Genomic DNA, 14,125 nt, shown 5'->3' with positions numbered 1-14,125 from the left:
GGCTCAGTGGCTGTCGCGGCGCAGGGAGATCTGGAAGGCGCGGTCGGTCGGGCCGGGGTCGTCGTGGAACGAGGCGAACAGCGTGCACGTCAGTGGGGCGTCGGGGGTGGTGATGCGGTGGGCTGTCACGTGGGGGGCGTCCCAGTGGACGCGGGGCAGGTTCTCGCTCGGGCCGAAGCAGGCGTCCAGCTCCGAGCGGCTCAGGGACGGGGTCGTGAAGCGGACCTCGACCGAGGCCAGGCCCAGGCCGCCGACCGCGCTGTCGTTCATGAACAGGCGGAGCCAGGCGGTGCCGGGCGGGGTCGGCTGGACGAAGAGGCGGCCGAAGTCGTCCTGGGTCGGGGCGGGCAGGCCGAGCAGGGCGGCCACCTCGGCGGCGTGTTCGGTGGTGACGTCGCAGATGCGCCTGGCCCAGGTCCAGAGCAGGTCGGTGGTGATCGGGCGGGCGACCAGGTCGAGCAGGTGCTGCGGGACCGGGGGGCGGCGCCACGACGAGGGCCAGTCGTCGAGGTCGGCGAGTTCGGCGCCGTCGGCCATGAGCGTGTACAGCGGCTCGGCCGGGAAGTCGTTGACGCGGACGGTCAGCGTCCGGCCGTCGACCTCGGCGTGGTACGGGAACTCGCCGTCGCCCGAGTGCTCCCACGCGATCGCTCGCTCGGTCAGTTCGGTCATGACGTTCCTCTGGACGACAAAGCGGACCCCGACAGCGTAGGCGGTGTCTGCAAACCCACAGTTGAGGGCGTCACACCTCACCCCGAAACCCGCCCCTCGGCCGATAGCGTTGGGAGCGCTATGCGCCGTTACATCATGTGGTCCATCGGGCTCCTCGCGTACATCGTTGCCGTCTTCCACCGCTCCTCCCTCGGCGTCGCGGGAGTCGAGGCCGCCGACCGCCTCGGGGTCGGGACCGCCCTGCTGTCGATCCTGTCCGTGGCGCAGCTCGCCGTGTACGCGGCCATGCAGATCCCCGTCGGGGTCCTCCTCGACCGCTTCGGGTCGCGCCGGCTGCTCGTCGCCGGGGGCACGCTCATGCTGGCCGGCCAGCTGGTCTTCGCCTTCGCCGGTGACGTGGGCACGGCCATCGCGGCCCGGGTGCTGATCGGTGTCGGTGACGCGATGACGTTCATCAGCGTGCTGCGGATCGTGGCGCTGTGGTTCCCGCCGCGGCGCAATCCGCTGATGGTTCAGCTCACCGGGATGGTCGGTCAATTAGGAGCGATCTCCTCGGCTGTACCGCTCGTGCTCCTCCTGCGCCACTTCGGCTGGACGACCACATTTCTCGCCGCCGGGGCCCTCGGTGCCGCGGCGGTCCTCCTGGTCCTGGTCGCGCTGCGGGATCAGCCCACCGACCTCGCAGTACACCCGGCGCAGAAGCGAGAGCTGGGCCTCAAGCACTCCTGGTCGCATCCGGGGACCCGGCTGGGCCTCTGGACGCACTTCGTCACCGGCTTCCCGGGTGGCGTGTTCGCGCTGCTGTGGGGCTATCCGTTCCTGACGCAGGGCGAGGGCGTCGCCCCGGGCACCGCCGCGCTGCTGCTGTCGCTGCTCACGGTCGGCGGCATCGTTCTCGGGCCGGTCGTCGGGCACTTCTGCGGGCGGCTGCCGTACCACCGCTCGACGCTTGTCCTCGGGATCGTCGGCTCGTCGGCCGCGGCGTGGACGGCGGTCCTGCTCTGGCCCGGCCGCGCCCCGCTGTGGCTGCTGACCACCCTGGTCGTGGTCCTGACGATGAGCGGCCCCGGCTCGATGATCGGCTTCGACTACGCCCGCTCCTTCAACCCGGCCGACCGCATCGGCGGCGCCACCGGCATCGTCAACGTCGGCAGCTTCGTCGCCTCGATCCTGGCCATCGTCGCCATCGGCGTTGTGCTCCAGCTGCACACCCCGCCGGGCGCCGCCCACCCGTCGCTCGCCGGGTTCCGCTGGGCCTTCGCCGTCCAGTACGTCCTGTGGGCCGTCGGCGCCGTCCAGGTCTACCGCTACCGCCGCACCACCCGCCGCCACGTCGCCACCCTCGACCTGGCCCTGGCCCCGGCGTAACAAAACCCGGTTCGCGGACGCGGGGGATCGCCTACCCTGCACGCCATGATGCCGGAGCTGGACGCGCAGGCCGACCACCGGGACGCGCAGCGGGTGCTGCGGGCCGCGGGCTGGACCCCGGGCGGCGCCGGCGACTGGGCGATCGCGCTGCGCTCGCCGGACGGCACCGCGGCCGCCCGGATCAGCCCGTTCGACCCGACCGGGCCGTACACCGCGGCGCTGTACCGGGACGCCGCGTCCACCCGCCAGGTCCCGCACCTGTACGCGCACCGGCGGCTGACCGGCGGCGGTGACCTGCAGATCCTGGAGTGGCTCCGGCCGGTGCCGGTCGACGAGGCCGCCGCGCTCCACCGCGCGATCGCCGCCGGTGCGCCGCCGGTCGCCGAGCTCGCCGCCCACATCCGCCGCGTCCACGCCCGGGCCCGCCGCGACCTGCCATGGTGCGGGCCGCTCGACGACAACCCGGCCAACGTCATGCGCGCCGCCGACGGCCGCCTCGTCGTCCTGGATCTGTTCTACGCCGACGGTCCGAACCTCTACGCCACCGCCGCCACCGACCCCGGCCGCGTCGCCGCGCTGATCCCGGAGGCCGAGCGCCGCTTCATGACCGAGATCCCCCTGGCCGCCTCTGGACCGTGGCCGCCGGAGGAGCGCCGGGCGATGCGCGCCGCCCTCGCCGCGGCCGACGCCCGCCCGGCCGCCACTTGACCCGCCCGGTCGCAATCCGACTCGCGCGCCCGCGGTCTGACCGGCACGCCCGCGGTCTGACCCTCACGCCCGCCCGCGGTCTGACCGGCACGCCCGCGGTCTGACCCTCACGCCCGCCCGCGGTCTGACCTGCGCGCCCGCGGCCGATGCCCGCGCGCCCGCGGTCTGGCCCGCACGCCCGCTCGCGGTCATCGGCGCCGTGGCGGTGCCGGCGCCGCCACGGTCATGTCGGGAGCGTGCCGGGGTCGGCCGCTGTGGTGGCGTCGGGAGTGACGTGGGCGAGCAGCATGCGGAGGATGGCGGTGCGGTCGTCGCGGGCGGCGGCGGCGAGTGCCTCGGGGGTGGGCCGGACGCCGGCGGCCAGGAGGAGCTCGACGATCGCCGGGCGGTCGTAGACCGTGGCGAGCAGGAGCCCCCGCGGCCGGTCCACCGGGGCGTCGGTCGCGAGGGCCCGTTCGACAAGGAAGCGCACGCCGCCCTGGACGGCGGGCTCCCACAGGGCGGCGAGGTCGACGGGGGTGCCGCTGTCGATCAGGAGGCGGGCGGTGTCGGTGAACCCGCGCCAGGTGACCGACGCCAGCGTCCGCGCGTCGGCGGTGGCGCCCGCGGCCAGGAGGAGGCGGGCGCAGGCGGGGGTGGCGGCGTGGCCGAGGGCGTCGTCGGGGAACGGGGTCAGCGGCGCGCCGGCCCGCAGCAGCCGCTCGACGATCGCCGGGTTGCCGTGCTCGGCGGCCTGGCAGAGGGAGGCGCCGGTGAGTTCGGCGCCGCGGTGGATCAGGGCGTCGACGACGTCGGGGTCGTCGTGGCGGAACGCGTGGGACGGGCTGAGCCGGGCCAGCTGCTGCGGCGGCGCGTCGAGGTGGTGCGGGAACGGGCGCTCGTGCGGCGGGAAGAGCCACTGGCGGGGCCGGGCGCCGAGGACCTCCAGCATGACGATCAGCGGGCTGGTGCGGGCCGTCGCCCTGTCGCACAGCCGCGTGCCGGTCGCGGTGCAGACGAGCGCGACCTCGGCCTCGATGGTGCCGGCGAACATGACGCACTCGTAGAGGACCATCGGCGCCCCGGTGGCCGCGGCGCACTCGCGCATCCAGGCGACCAGGTTGCGGGGCGGGCGGTGGGGCCGGTCGAGGGCCCGCACCTCGTCCGGGAGCTCGGCGACAGCGGTGCCGGGGGCCGGCCAGAAGGCGTCCCACGGCACCGGGTCGTCGGCGTGGGGGCCGAAGCCGTGCACGACGAGCAGCCCGTGCGCCGGCAGCGCGGCGTCGGGGGCCGCGGCCGGCGGTATCTCGGCGAACCGGCCCCGGACCAGGGCGTCGCGGGTCAGCCGGTCGCGGGCGGCCGCGGTGCCCACGGTGTAGAGGCCGCGGAAGTCCCAGCCCACGTCAGGGGGCCAGGGTGCGCCAGAGGAACTCGAACGCGAGGGCCCACTTGTAGGCGAGCTGGGTGTTGTCGGCGGCGCCGCCGTGGCCGCCCTCGATGTTCTCGTAGTAGGTGACGTCCTTGCCGTGCTCCTGCAGGAGGGCGACCATCTTGCGGGCGTGGCCGGGGTGGACGCGGTCGTCGCGGGTCGAGGTGGTGATGAGGGTCGGCGGGTAGGGCACGGCGGCGCGGACGTTGTGGTACGGGGAGAACTGGGAGAGGTACGCCCAGTCGTCGGGGTTGTCTGGGTCGCCGTACTCGGCCATCCAGGACGCGCCGGCCAGCAGCAGGTGGTAGCGCTGCATGTCCAGGAGCGGCACGGCGCAGACGATCGCGCCGAACAGCTCCGGGTAGCGGGTCAGCATGACGCCCATGAGCAGGCCGCCGTTGGAGCCGCCCTCGGCGCCGAGCTGGTCGCGGGTGGTGATGCCGCGCTCGACGAGGTCGGCGGCGACGGCGGCGAAGTCCTCGTAGGCGCGCGGGCGCTTCTCGCGCAGGGCGGCGCGGTGCCAGGCCGGGCCGTACTCGCCGCCGCCGCGGATGTTGGCGACGACGTAGGTGCCGCCGCGGGCGAGCCAGCCGCGGCCGACGATCGCGTTGTAGGCGGGGACCCGGGACACCTCGAAGCCGCCGTAGCCGGACAGCAGTGTCGGGCCGGGGGCGGCGCCCGGGCGGCCGACGACGAAGTACGGGATCTGGGTGCCGTCGGCGGACGTGGCGAAGAACTGCCGGGTGTCCAGGCCGTCGGCGTCGAAGTACGCGGGGCCCTGCTTCAGGATGTCCGGCGCTTCGCCGCGGCCGTTCAGCGTGCCGTGGCGCAGCGTCGGCGGGAGGGTGAAGCCGCTGGAGAGCAGGAGGTACTGCTCGTCGTTGTCCTTGTTCGTGCCCCACACGTCGGTCTGGCCCAGGTCGCTGCCCAGGACCGTCCGGTGCCACTCACCGTCCACAGGGGACAGCAGCTCGAGGCGGCTGCGGACGTCGGACAGCAGGACCAGGATCAGGCCGGTGCGGGTCCAGGCGCTGTAGCTCAGCGAGGTGTGCGGGTCCGGCGTGAACAGGACCTGCAGGTCGCGATCGCCGGCCCGGTACGCGTCCAGGCGTGTGATCAGCAGCGTCCCCGCCGGGTGCGTCGCCGCGCCGGCGGGCCAGTCGGTGCGGACCCGGATGAGCAGCCACTCGTCGTGGATGTCGACGTCGGCGTCGGTGGGCACGTCCAGCTCTTCGAGGGCGTCGCCGATCAGGAGGTACCGCCGCGCATGAAAGAAGTCAGTGGCCTGCCGGACGACGGCCCGGTGCCCGCCGGACGAGGGGTCGCAGGAGATGCGGACGGAGACGTCGTCGGCGGTGCCCTCGAACACGACCGGGGCGTCGGCGACCGGTGTGCCGCGGGTCCAGCGGCGGACCTGGCGCGGGTAGCCGGAGGACGTCATCGAGCCGGGGCCGGTGTCGGTGCCGACGAACACCGTGTCCTCGTCGATCCAGCTCGCGCTGCTCTTGGCCTCGGGCAGGGTGAAGCCGTCCTCGACGAACCGCAGCTTGTCGAGGTCGAACTCGCGCAGCACGGCCGCGTCGGCGCCGCCGCGTGACAGCGCGACGAGGCAGCGGTGCTCGCCGGCCAGCGGCCCGCAGCGCAGGTAGGTGGCGCCCTGCCAGACCCAGTTCTCGCCCTCGGCCGCGGCCAGGGCGTCGAGGTCGAGGACCGTCTCCCAGTCGGGGTTGTCGGTGCGGTACGACGCCATGGTCGTGCGCCGCCACAGGCCGCGCTTGTGGACGGCGTCCTTCCACAGGTTGTACACCCGCTCGCCGTGCCAGGCGATGAGCGGGATGCGGTCGTCGGCGTCGAGGACGGCGCGGATGTCCTCGTTGAGCTCGGTGAACCGGGCGGTGTCGGTCAGCTTGGCCACCGTCGCCGCGTTCTGCTCGCGGACCCAGTCCAGTGCCCGCTCGCCGAGCACGTCCTCCAACCACAGATGCATCGGATCAGTCTGACCGAACGGCGATGGGTTCGCCCACCCGTTCGCGCGCGCGGATCTGGGCGGCGAACGTCGAGGCCGGCACGGCCCGGCCCCACAGCCAGCCCTGCGCGAGCGGGACCCGCAGCGCGGCGAGGACGTCGCGCTGGGCGGTGGTCTCCACGCCCTCGGCGACGACGGCCAGGTTGAGCGCGCTGCTCATGGCGACGACGGCCCGGACGATCTCCTCGTCCTCGATGCTCGCGCCGAGGCCGCCGACGAACGACCGGTCGATCTTGACGCCGGTGACCGGATGGCGGCGCAGATAGCCGAGCGCCGAGAACCCCGTCCCGAAGTCGTCGACGGAGATGCGGACCCCCAGCTCCCGCAGGCGCAGCAGGAGCCGCTCGGTCTGCTCCCCGCCCTCGACCATCACCGACTCGGTGATCTCGAGGACCAGGTTGGCCGCCGGCACCCGGGCCTGGGCCAGGATCGCGGCCACCCGGTCGGCGAACGCCGCGTCGCCGAGCTGGCGCGGGGAGACGTTCACCGACATCCAGAAGTCGCCGTCGACGACGCCCTTGTCGCGCCACCGGGCCAGCTGCTGCACCGACTCGCGCAGGACCCAGGCGCCGAGCGCGGAGATGAGGTTGGCGTCCTCGGCGACGGCGATGAACATGTTCGGGCCGATCCAGCCGCGGACCGGGTGCTCCCAGCGCACGAGCGCCTCGGCGCCGACGGTGCGGGTGCCGAGCCCGTCAGTGAGGTCGACGATCGGCTGGTAGGCGATCGACAGCTGCTCCTGGGCGACGGCGGCCCGCAGCGCGACCTCGATCTCGACCCGCTCCCGCACCGCGTCGCGCATCGAGGCGTCGAACACCGTCCAGCGGTTGCGGCCCTGCTCCTTCGCCTGGTACATGGCCGTGTCGGCGTCGCGCATGAGCGCCTCGGCGCTGTCGTGGGCGTCGGCCCGCACGATGCCCATCGAGGCGCCCACCACCACCTCGGCGCCCTGGTTGTCGCCGCCGGTGACGACCAGGGGCCGCTCGACGCATTCCATGATCCGCCGCGCGCCGGCCATCGCCTCCGGCTCGCTGCACCGCTGGACGACCACGAACTCGTCGCCGCCGACCCGGGCGACGCTCGCCGCGGCCGGCAGCGCGTGGCGCAGCCGGGCCCCGACCTGGACGATGAGCCGGTCCCCGGCCGCGTGCCCCCACGAGTCGTTGACCAGCTTGAAGCCGTCGAGGTCGAGGTAGAACATCCACACCTCGCCGGGGCCGCGCTCGGCCAGCCGGCGGTCGACCATGATCTGCAGCAGCCGCCGGTTGGGCAGGCCGGTGAGCGGGTCGTGGGTCGCCTGGTGCTCGAAGCGGCGCTGGGCCGCGGCGTGGCTCTGCACGGCGTCGGAGGCCCGCACGAGCAGCAGCGCCACGATGGCCGCGCCGCCGATGGCGAGGATCCAGCGGGACTGCGGCGACGGATGCGCCAGCAGCGCGGTCAGCAGGAAGGGCGCCGCCACGGCCGGCCCGATGATCAGCATGCGGGCCGGCGACCACGCCTGCACCGGCAGGGGCGTCGCCTGCGCGAGCGCCCTGGCCGTCGGGTGCAGCGCGGCCGCCCCGCCGACCGTGAACGCCACGAGGAACGGCAGGTCGAGCAGCTTCGAGCCGGAGACCTGCCCGTGCCGGCCGATGACCGCGTAGCCCAGGTCGCCCGCGAAGACCAGCAGCATCATGGCCCCGAGCAGCTGGAACGACGGTTGGCGGACCGCCGTGGTGAAGGCCATGTTCACGCCCAGCAGCAGGACCACGATGTCGAGGATGGGGTACCCGCCGGCGAGGACGCTCACGAGCACCGGCCGCCCGGGGATCGCGACGGCCGGCAGCACGAACAGCAGCGCCGAGGTGACCGCCGTGCCGATGCACACGATGAGCCCGTCGAGCAGCGCGTGCCGGTTGAGGCCCCACCGGTTGAGGAAGCTGAGCATGCCGGCCATCAGCAGCGCGAAGCCGCAGACGGAGAACACGTCGCCGAGCTGCGCCACCGGATACGGCCGGCCGACGAGCAGGGCCCGGACCACGATGCCGACGAGGAAGAACAGCGAGGCCGCGGTGAGCAGCTGCCACGGCCGCCGCGGGCGCACGTCGTGCAGGCGTGGCCCGAACGCCCAGGCGAGGGCGGAGAGCGGGCCGATGAGCGGGAACGCCAGCCCGGGCAGCACGTCGAACGCCCACAGCGCGGTCGCCGCGAGCCCGACCCCGAGCAGGCCGATCCAGAGCCGGTCCCGCACCATGCGCGACTGATCGGCGGTACCGGCGGCATCCTGAGCTTTATTTCTTGCGCATTACGAAACGTTGCGGGCCGCGCACGTATTGCTACGCTTGGAACATGGAACCGCCGGGCCTCCGCGAGCGCAAGAAGCAGGCCACCCGCCGCGCCCTGGCCCTGGCCGCGCTGCGCCTCACGGTCGAGCGCGGCTTCGACGGCGTCCTGGTCGAGGACATCGCGGCCGAGGTGGGCGTGTCGCCCCGGACCTTCAACAACTACTTCTCCTCGAAGGCCGAGGCGATCTGCGCCCTCGCCGTCGACCGCGCGCAGCGCGCCGGCGCCGCCCTGCGCGCCCGCCCGCGCTCGGAGCCGCTGCGCGCGGCGATCGAGGCGACGATGCTCGTCGAGTTCGCCACCGGCGCCGTCCCCGAACACGTCCCGGACCGCGTCTGGATCGCCGGCCTGCGCATGGTCCTGGCGACGCCCGCGATGCAGGGGGAGTACCTCCGCGTCCGCGCCGCCATGCAGCGGTCGCTGTCCACCGCGATCGCCGACCGCCTCGACCTGCCCCCGGCCTCGCTGCTGCCCGACGTGATAGGCGGGGCCGTGGCCGCCGCCTGCGACGCGGCGAGCCACCGCTGGATCGAGGCCGACCCTCCGGTGCCGCTGCTGCCCCTGATCGAGGAGGCCCTGCGCCACCTGGCCGACTACTGACGCCGGGCGGGCCTACCTGGAGCCTAGTTTCCTAGGACGCAGAGCAGGCTGTGACGGCGGCGACCTGCACACCGCGCGGCAACCCGCCGAAGCCGTGCGTGGTGCGGTGCGGTCAGCCGCCGGTGGAGAGGCGCTCGCCGAGGTCCGTGTGGCGGTAGTTGAGGCGGCGGCCGGAGCGGGCGGCGACGATCAGGCCGGCGTCGCGCAGGGCGGTCAGGTGGTGCGAGGCCGTCGCCGGGGCGAGGCCCAGCCGCTCGGCCACGTCGCCGGTGCTCGACGGGGTGCTCAGCAGCGTCAGGACGGCGGCCCTCGTCGCGCCCAGCAGCGCGGCAAGGGGCTCCGGCGGGGGCGCCGGGGCGGCGAACAGGGCGGTCACCGCGCGCGGCGGATACCACAGGGCCCGGCCCGCGGGGCTGTCCATGATCCACGCCTTGGCGCCGGTGAACGCGGTCGGCAGCAGGTACAGCGGCTCGCCGTGCAGTGACCACGGGCGCTGCGGGGTGTCCTTCAGGTAGTCCAGGTGCAGGGCGTCGGGGTCCCAGCGCAGCCGCGGGTGCAGGTCGGCCAGGAGGCTGTGCGGGCCGGGGAAGGCGGCGGTCGTCGTGCGGTGCGCGATCTCGTTGTCGGCGGTGGCGCGCAGCCGCGGCCACAGGTCGGCCAGGGCGAGGTCGAAGTAGCGGCGGATCTGGGCGAGCAGCGGCGGGATCAGCGCGGCCGGGTCGTCGTACCCGATGCCGGCGCAGTCCAGCTCCGCCGCGATCCGGTCCGGGTGGGTGGCGGCGATCACGGCGAGCTCGGACTCGAGGGTGGGGCGGGCGGTCCGCGGCACGGGGGTCAGGAAGTCGGGTATGCCGCCGCTTCGCGCGTCGAGGACCCGCCACAGCACGTCCAGGCCGTCGGTGCTGGTCCCGAGCCGGCGGCGCCAGCGGCTGTACTGCCACGCGTCGCCGCGCAGTGCCAGCGCACTGGTGACCACCTCGGCCATCGGGGAGTGCGCGAAGCGCAGGCGCAGGAGGTCGTCCGGGGTGAGCTCCAGTCGCTTCACGGGGTCCATTCGAGCACGGTCGAACGGTTTCGGCCCAGAGTGTGCGCGGTCATAGCGTTCCAGCATGCAGTACACGAACCTCGGGCGCTCGGGATTACGGGTGTCGCGGCTGTGCCTGGGCACGATGAACTTCGGCTGGCAGATCGGGGAGGCCGAGAGCCACGCGATCCTGGACCGGGCCCTCGCCGAAGGGATCAACTTCGTCGACACGGCGGACATGTACGGGGCGCGCGACTACGAGGGGACGGCCGAGCGGTACATCGGCTCCTGGTTCGCGGCGAGCGGGAAGCGCGACGCGGTCGTGCTGGCGACGAAGGTGTACCAGCCGATGGGCGACGGGCCCAACGACCGGGGGCTGTCGGCCCGGCACATCGTCGCCGCGTGTGAGGCGTCGCTGCGCCGGCTCGGGACGGACCGCATCGACCTGTATCAGATGCACCACGTCGATCGCGGCACGCCCTGGGAGGAGATCTGGCAGGCGATGGACCGGCTGGTCGCGCAGGGCAAGGTGTTGTACGTCGGCAGCTCCAACTTCGCCGGCTGGCATCTGGCCGGGGCGCAGGCCGCGGCGATGAAGCGGCACTCGCTGGGGCTGGTCTCGGAGCAGCTGAAGTACAGCCTGCTGACCCGGCACGTGGAGATGGAGGTCGTGCCGGCCGCGCAGGCGCTCGGGATCGGGCTGCTGCCGTGGTCGCCGCTGGCGCAGGGGTTGTTATCGGGGGCCCTGCGCAAGCACCGGGACGGCGCGGCCGGCCGGAGCACCTCCCACGCGGCGGCCCGGGTCGCGGAGCATCGGGAGGTGCTCGAGCGGTACGAGGCGTTCTGCGACGACCTGGGCCTGGAGCCGGCGGCGGTCGCGCTGGCGTGGCTGTTGGCGCGGCCCGGGGTGACGGCGCCGGTCATCGGTCCGCGGACGGTCGGGCAGCTGGACGTACCACTGCAGGCTCTGGAAACGACGCTGAGCGATGACGCTGAGCGACGGCTGGAGGAGCTGTTTCCGCCCGTCGGCAACGGTGGACCAGGGCCGGAGGCGTGGGCGTGGTAGCAGCCGGCCGACCGCGTCCGAACCGACGAGGCCTGTGTCGCCTGACGGTAGGTGTCGGGTGGTTCGTCTGCGCTGGTCGCCGGCGGTATGACAGGGCTTTGGGTTTCCTGTCGGGCGAACGGCGCGATCTTGTCACGGGCTCGTGACTTTCGGTTGTCGCTCACCCATCGTGGTTCTCGGAAGCCACGGATGGGGAGATGGTTGATGGAGAAACCGAGAGCGGTCCGGCGTTGGGGCGCGGCGGCCGTGGCAGCGGCGCTGGGGGCCTTCGGGGTCACCGGGCCGGCCGCGGCCGCGCTGCCCGGCGACGGCGGAGCACGTAAGGGCGGCGGCGGGTTCCTGGCCGACGAGTGGCCGGCGACCGCGGGCACCACGATGAAGACCGTCCGGTCGATCGTGCGGGCCGACAGCGGCTCCGCCGCGGCGCTGACCGGGCAGGGCATCGGCATCGCGCTCGTCGACACGGGCATCGCGCCCGTGACCGGGCTGCCGGCCGGGCAGGTCGTCAACGGGCCCGACCTGTCGTTCGAGTCGCAGTCGGGGCAGCTGCGCTACCTCGACACGTTCGGCCACGGCACGCACATGGCGGGCATCATGGTCGGCAACGACGGCGCCGGGGGTACCGTCGGGCTCGCGCCGAAGGCGAAGGTCACCTCGATGAAGGTCGGCACCGCGACCGGCGCGGCCGACGTGACGCAGATGATCGCGGCGATCGACTGGGTGGTGCAGAACCGCAACTACGACCCGCAGAACCCGATCCGGGTCCTGAACCTGTCGTACGGCACGGCCGGGATGTCGGCGCAGAACGTCGACCCGCTCATGTTCGCGGTCGAGCAGGCGTGGCAGGCCGGGATCGTTGTCGTCATCGCGGCCGGCAACGACGGCGGCACCACGACGACGCTGACGAACCCGGCGATGGACCCGTTCGTCGTCGCGGTCGGCGCGTCCACGACGAAGCAGACCACGACGACCGGCGACGACGAGCTGGCCGGGTTCACGAACGCCTCGGCCGCCGCGCGCAAGGTGGACCTGCTGGCCCCGGGTGAGTCGATCGTGTCGCTGCGCGACATCGGCTCCTACGTGGATCAGACGTATCCGGGGGCGCGGGTCGGTGACACCGGCTTCAAGGGCTCGGGGACGTCGCAGGCGGCGGCGGTCGTGTCGTCGGCGGCGGCGCTGCTGCTGCAGCAGCGGCCCGGCCTGACGCCCGATCAGGTCAAGGCGCTGCTCGTCAACGGGGCCTCGACCCTGAGCACGGGCACCGGCAAGGGCTTCAAGGAGCTGAACGTGGCCTCCTCGGCCGCGCTCGGCACCCCGTCGGCCACGCAGACGTTCGCCAAGGGCACGGGGACGGGCTCGGTGGAGACCGCCCGCGGCGGCAACCATCTGACCGTCGACGGTGTGGCGCTGACCGGCGAGCGGACGATCTTCGGCCCGTTCAACAACGCCGCGTGGGCGTCGCAGGCGGGGCAGAAGACGTCGTGGAACGGCGGCGTGTGGATGGGCTACCGGATGGCCGGTGACACCTGGACCGGCGACGGCGGCACCGGCGGCACCGGGCAGATCGCGGGCCTGGCCGGCAAGTGCATCGACGTGCAGAACCGGCAGAGCATCAACGGCACGCCGATCCAGCTCTACGACTGCAACAACACGCCGGCGCAGTACTGGCAGCTGCAGGCCGACGGCACCGTGCGGGCGCTCGGCAAGTGCCTGGACGTGACGTCCGCGGGCAACCTGAACGGCACGAAGATCCAGCTGTTCGACTGCAACGGCACCCCGGCGCAGCAGTGGAAGGTCACCTCGGCCCGGCAGCTCGTCAACGCCGGCTCGAACCGCTGCCTGGACGTGACCGACTGGAGCCCGGCGAACGGCACCCAGCTGCAGCTGTGGGACTGCCTGGACCAGGACAACCAGCGGTGGGTGCCGCCGTACACGTCGCGGACGTGGTCGGCGGCGACGTGGGGCGGCACGCCGTGGACGGGCACCGGCGCGTGGAGCGACCCGGAGTGGTCGGAGCAGTACTGGACCGGCCACTACTGGTCGGGGCACTACTGGAGCGGCCACTACTGGTCGGCCGACGACTGGTCGACGTCGAGCTGGTCCTGAACGAGGGTTACCGGACGCCGTGCTCGGTGAGCACGGCGTCCGACAGGACCGGCCACACCTCGGCCGCCCAGGTGTCGAAGTCACGGTCGGTGAGGCAGGCCAGGGCCAGGTTCGCGCCGGGGTCGACCCACAGGAACGTGCCGGACCGGCCGAAGTGCCCGAAGGTGCGCGGGGAGTTGCGGGCGCCGGTCCAGTGCGGGGACTTGTGGTCGCGGATCTCGAAGCCGAGACCCCAGTCGTTGGGGTCCTGGCGGCCGAAGCCGGGCAGGACGCCGGTGACGCCCGGATACTGCACGGTGACCGCCTCCGGCATCAGATCCGGGACGAGCGACGGGTCGAGCAGCTCCTGGCCGAGCAGGGCCAGGTCGGAGACGGGGCCGATCGCGCCGGCGGCGGGGGAGCCCTCCAGGCGGGTGCCGCCCATGCCGAGCGGGCGCAGCACGGACTCGGTCATCAGCTCGGCGAACGTGCCGCCGGTGCGGGTGAGCACGAACTCGGCGAGCAGCTCGAAGCCGCGGTTGGAGTAGATGCGTTTGCGGCCGGGCTGGGCCAGGACGCCGTCGCCTTCGAACGGCACGCCGGAGGTGTGGGCGAGGAGGTGGCGCACTGTGGCGCCCTCCGGGCCGGCCGCCTCGTCGAGGAGCACGTCGCCCTTGTCGACGGCGACGAGCACGGTCAGGGCGGTGAGCAGCTTCGTGACCGACGCCCACGGCAGCGCGGTATCCGGGCCGTGGCGGTCGCGGACGCCCTTGGGGTCCACGACCGCCACGGCGGCGGTGTCTACGGGCCAGCGGTCGACGAGTTCCAGTGCGCTCACCCGTCGAA

Annotated in this window: 11 protein-coding genes; 5 read left to right on the top strand and 6 right to left on the bottom strand. The window is 73.6% G+C overall.

Translation table 11 applies throughout. The features are described 5' to 3' along the window. Nucleotides 1–3: 3 nt before the first annotated feature. Entirely contained in the window at nt 4–672 is a 669-nt protein-coding gene (locus Dvina_RS36120) for a hypothetical protein (protein ID WP_223093807.1), read from the bottom strand. 120 nt (nt 673–792) lie between these two features. Here Dvina_RS36120 and Dvina_RS36115 point away from each other — a divergent pair, with 120 nt between their 5' ends. Next, nucleotides 793–2,040, top strand: coding sequence for an MFS transporter (locus tag Dvina_RS36115; RefSeq protein ID WP_223093804.1), 1,248 nt, complete (start codon nt 793–795; stop codon nt 2,038–2,040). Between the two features lie 45 nt (nt 2,041–2,085). Continuing rightward, the gene (locus tag Dvina_RS36110; protein WP_223093802.1) at nt 2,086–2,748 is read left to right on the top strand and encodes a hypothetical protein; all 663 of its coding nucleotides are present in this window, start codon (nt 2,086–2,088) and stop codon (nt 2,746–2,748) included. A 223-nt stretch (nt 2,749–2,971) separates the two neighbouring features. Here the strand turns inward: Dvina_RS36110 and Dvina_RS36105 are convergent, their stop codons facing one another. From Dvina_RS36105 to Dvina_RS36095, 3 genes are read right to left on the bottom strand one after another with little or no spacing between them, the layout of a single operon-like run. Then, nucleotides 2,972–4,129, bottom strand: a complete 1,158-nt coding sequence (locus tag Dvina_RS36105; RefSeq protein WP_223093800.1) for an ankyrin repeat domain-containing protein — start codon at nt 4,127–4,129, stop codon at nt 2,972–2,974. Between the two features lies 1 nt (nt 4,130). Further along, the gene (locus tag Dvina_RS36100) at nt 4,131–6,143 is read right to left on the bottom strand and encodes a prolyl oligopeptidase family serine peptidase (protein WP_223093798.1); all 2,013 of its coding nucleotides are present in this window, start codon (nt 6,141–6,143) and stop codon (nt 4,131–4,133) included. 4 nt (nt 6,144–6,147) lie between these two features. Further along, entirely contained in the window at nt 6,148–8,415 is a 2,268-nt protein-coding gene (locus Dvina_RS36095) for a putative bifunctional diguanylate cyclase/phosphodiesterase (RefSeq protein ID WP_223093796.1), read from the bottom strand. A 95-nt stretch (nt 8,416–8,510) separates the two neighbouring features. Between Dvina_RS36095 and Dvina_RS36090 the strand changes: the two genes are divergently transcribed. After that, nucleotides 8,511–9,104 carry an acyl-CoA-like ligand-binding transcription factor gene (locus Dvina_RS36090; RefSeq protein ID WP_223093794.1) on the top strand — a complete coding sequence of 198 codons (594 nt, stop codon included), beginning with the start codon at nt 8,511–8,513 and terminating at the stop codon, nt 9,102–9,104. 112 nt (nt 9,105–9,216) lie between these two features. Here Dvina_RS36090 and Dvina_RS36085 read toward each other — a convergent pair whose 3' ends face one another. Further along, entirely contained in the window at nt 9,217–10,149 is a 933-nt protein-coding gene (locus Dvina_RS36085; protein WP_223093792.1) for an ArsR/SmtB family transcription factor, read from the bottom strand. A 64-nt stretch (nt 10,150–10,213) separates the two neighbouring features. Here Dvina_RS36085 and Dvina_RS36080 point away from each other — a divergent pair, with 64 nt between their 5' ends. Together Dvina_RS36080 and Dvina_RS36075 are read left to right on the top strand one after the other, a co-directional pair. Continuing rightward, nucleotides 10,214–11,194, top strand: a complete 981-nt coding sequence (locus tag Dvina_RS36080) for an aldo/keto reductase (RefSeq protein WP_223093790.1) — start codon at nt 10,214–10,216, stop codon at nt 11,192–11,194. Nucleotides 11,195–11,398: 204 nt separating this feature from the next. After that, complete coding sequence (locus tag Dvina_RS36075; RefSeq protein WP_223093788.1) at nt 11,399–13,300, top strand: S8 family serine peptidase; 1,902 nt, start codon at nt 11,399–11,401, stop codon at nt 13,298–13,300. A gap of 7 nt (nt 13,301–13,307) precedes the next feature. Here Dvina_RS36075 and Dvina_RS36070 read toward each other — a convergent pair whose 3' ends face one another. Continuing rightward, on the bottom strand, nt 13,308–14,117 hold the full coding sequence (locus Dvina_RS36070) for a serine hydrolase domain-containing protein (protein ID WP_223093786.1): 810 nt from the start codon (nt 14,115–14,117) through the stop codon (nt 13,308–13,310). Nucleotides 14,118–14,125: the final 8 nt, after the last annotated feature.

The sequence above is a fragment of the Dactylosporangium vinaceum genome, assembly GCF_019904175.1.
Taxonomy (GTDB): domain Bacteria; phylum Actinomycetota; class Actinomycetes; order Mycobacteriales; family Micromonosporaceae; genus Dactylosporangium; species Dactylosporangium vinaceum.
This window is presented reverse-complemented; position numbering and strand designations above follow the sequence as displayed.